The sequence below is a fragment of the Microcystis sp. M090S1 genome, from assembly GCF_020246295.1.
GTDB classification, from domain to species: Bacteria; Cyanobacteriota; Cyanobacteriia; order Cyanobacteriales; family Microcystaceae; genus Microcystis; species Microcystis aeruginosa.
Genome location: NZ_JADBTF010000500.1, coordinates 1 through 2723 on the forward strand (window position 1 = coordinate 1; position 2723 = coordinate 2723).

Below are 2723 nucleotides of genomic sequence, written 5' to 3' on the forward strand. Positions count from 1 at the left end.
CAGAACAGAGTAAATCTGTTAAGGCAGGTGCGGAACCCCGCAAGGGAAAGAAGCAGAAACCTAAATCGTGAGGTTTGGGAATCGCCGTCCGTTTTACGGCGGCGAGGATGTCAAGAATAGGCTAAGACGCATTTTAACCGCCTATCCTTAGATTAGCTAAATCTCCCCCCGACGTCGGGTAGGGTTGGGGGGGTGTTGCCTCTTTCCCCATCTCAACAAGCAATCTTGTCTTTGAGGTTTAATTAAGACTGTCTGCTGTGGTTTTTAACCAAAGGATAAAACTATTAATATCTTCTTGGACTTGTAGCCATGTATTATAATAGTTATTAACCAGATTTTCTAGTTTTTGTTTTTCCAATTCAAAACCGTAGATATTGCGAACAACGTGCCGAAAGCTTAGGTATTCATTAAGTTTATGCACGGTATCTTCTCGTAATACAGCAGGACGATAATCTTGAGGTTTGCCCATACGATTTAATAGCCTTCTATGCCAGTCATAACTAGATGGTAAGCCACCATTTAACTCAGAAGCGATAATTTGAAAAATTCGTTCACATCCTGTATAGAAGTTATGGAGTTTTAGGGCTAAACTTTCGGCACAAATATCGGCTAGTGCCGGGTTGGTTAGCATTTCCGCTTGAACTAAACGCATTTGGCTTTCTAGCCGATTTAATCTATTAACTTCAGTGGCAATATCAAGGGCGATTTCTTGTAATTCACTGGCACTCATCGGACGCATAAAGACATTCTCCTGTTTGCAAAACTCTTTTAAGAAAATGAGGTTCTAAGTCTTCTATAGGCTTTAAATCAATCCAGCGAGCGCTAATTAAATTAACTTTTCCTAAAGCTTGAAAAAAACTTTCTGGGGGTATGCCAGCCACTGCTAGATCAATATCAGAAGTTTCCTGAAATTTACCTTTAACTAGAGAACCAAACAGGATAATTTTTGTAATTGGGAAATTTTTTTTTAGATAATCAATAACTGGCGGAAGATTTTTCCTTGCCTCTTGAGCTAATTTTTGATTATATTCCTGCTGTTCTTTTTGGCGTTTTTGCCAGTATTCAAGATAGGGATTATTGACCGACATAATAATTATAATAGCGAGTATTTAGCTTAACTTTCTGCCCATTGTTCAAAGAAAATTTGAATATCTTTCTCTAAGTTTCTGTAGATTTTTCTTGCCCTGTCTAAATTAATTTTCATCATAATCAATATTTGTGCCGTAGGCATGACGAAAAAACTGCCGAAATCCTCGCAAACTATTTAACAAAGCGGCGGTTTCTGAAGAAATAAAAGCAGGACGAATTCCGGGGATAGGGACAGTCATTCTGTCTGTTTAATAAGGCTGTATGCCATTGCTGGGTATCGGCAATATGATTTTCAAAACAGGCCGCCACTATTTTAAGTAAATCCTCAGTGGCACTGTATAAATTATGGATTTGATAGGCAATGCTTTCTAGGCGAATGACATCATCGGGATTAACACCTTCGGCTCTAACAGCAACTTTACCATCGATCGCTTTGATTAGCTGTAATTGAGCATTTATATCAGCTTTCAACAGAATTACTTGTCGGTTGTCCATAAAATTCCTTCTTCCCGAATTCGGTGGGCAAAATGACAGTTTTTCAGCAGAATAATATCTACCTCTCTCCCCAGATAATAGGAAAGAATACTAAGAGCATCAAAGTGCAATTCGGGATTGATATTTTCGACGGCAATATCCACATCAGAACCGGGGTGAAATTTATAGGGACGAGTTAGGGAGCCAAAGATATAAGCTCGATTAATTCCGTATTTTACAGCATTTTCAGGAAGCCATTGTTGAGTTTTTGCCAGCAGGGTTTGTCTTTCCTGTTCTCCTTGAATATCTTTTTCTTTGAGGATTTTATCGAGTTCTGGGGTAGGAAAAGCGCTCATGGGCTTATTTTACCATTGAGTTTAGGTAAGTGGTTCTAATTAAATAGAAGATAGATTTTGCCTTCGATCCCCCCTACTACCTTGATCGGGGGGGTGCCGAACTGTTTGGTACTTTATTGATGACGACAATGCCCAATTAGCAAAGGTTTGAGCTATCACCACTACAATAAAATCACTACCTATCTTGATTTAGAGGATTTTTTCTAAACCGTAGACGAGGGATTGCAGCTGAGTAACTTTACGGATAGAGAGGAGAACCCCCGGCATATAACAGGAGCGATCGCTGGTATCATGACGAAGGGTATAGATTTCCCCGGGGGAACCGAAAATGACTTCTTGGTGGGCAATTAAACCGGGTAGACGCACGCTATGAATACGGATGTTCTCAGCAGTTAAACCGCCTCTAGCGCCGGGGATAGTTTCTTTTTCGGAAACTTGGGCAGGATTAAAGGTTTTACCTAATTCTGCCAGTAATTCGGCGGTTTTGAGCGCCGTTCCACTGGGTGCGTCTGCTTTTTGATTGTGATGCAGTTCGATAATTTCCAGATGATCAAAGTAGCGGGATGCTTGCAGGGCAGCCTGTTGTAGTAAAACCATGCCAATGGAAAAATTGGGGATAACTAAACAGCCGGTGCTGGCTTTTTCGGCAAATTCGGCTAAATCTTGCAGTTGTGCCGCCGATAATCCCGTAGTTCCCACCACGGGACGCACTCCATAGGCGATCGCACTGCGGGTATTGTCATAAACACCGTCGGGATGGGTAAAATCCACCATCACCCCTTGCACTTTTTCCTGAGTTGCCAG

6 protein-coding genes are annotated in these 2723 nt (G+C 41.2%); all 6 read right to left on the reverse strand.

Annotated elements, in window-relative coordinates:
• Positions 1-238: 238 nt before the first annotated feature.
• Positions 239-739, reverse strand: coding sequence for a ribonuclease toxin HepT-like protein (locus IM477_RS22025; RefSeq protein ID WP_287733478.1), 501 nt, complete (start codon positions 737-739; stop codon positions 239-241).
• Positions 717-1088 carry a nucleotidyltransferase family protein gene (locus IM477_RS22030; protein WP_002767900.1) on the reverse strand — a complete coding sequence of 124 codons (372 nt, stop codon included), beginning with the start codon at positions 1086-1088 and terminating at the stop codon, positions 717-719. Before IM477_RS22030 ends, IM477_RS22025 begins: the two co-directional genes overlap by 23 nt.
• A gap of 105 nt (positions 1089-1193) precedes the next feature.
• Positions 1194-1271, reverse strand: coding sequence for a hypothetical protein (locus IM477_RS23255; RefSeq protein ID WP_353845571.1), 78 nt, complete (start codon positions 1269-1271; stop codon positions 1194-1196).
• Positions 1261-1584, reverse strand: coding sequence for a ribonuclease toxin HepT-like protein (locus IM477_RS22035; protein WP_287733479.1), 324 nt, complete (start codon positions 1582-1584; stop codon positions 1261-1263). The genes IM477_RS23255 and IM477_RS22035 overlap by 11 nt, the downstream gene beginning before the upstream one ends.
• Complete coding sequence (locus IM477_RS22040) at positions 1566-1919, reverse strand: nucleotidyltransferase family protein (protein WP_287733481.1); 354 nt, start codon at positions 1917-1919, stop codon at positions 1566-1568. Before IM477_RS22040 ends, IM477_RS22035 begins: the two co-directional genes overlap by 19 nt.
• A 189-nt stretch (positions 1920-2108) precedes the next feature.
• The coding region (gene dapB, locus IM477_RS22045; protein ID WP_287733483.1) for a 4-hydroxy-tetrahydrodipicolinate reductase at positions 2109-2723 on the reverse strand (615 nt) is incomplete at its 5' end.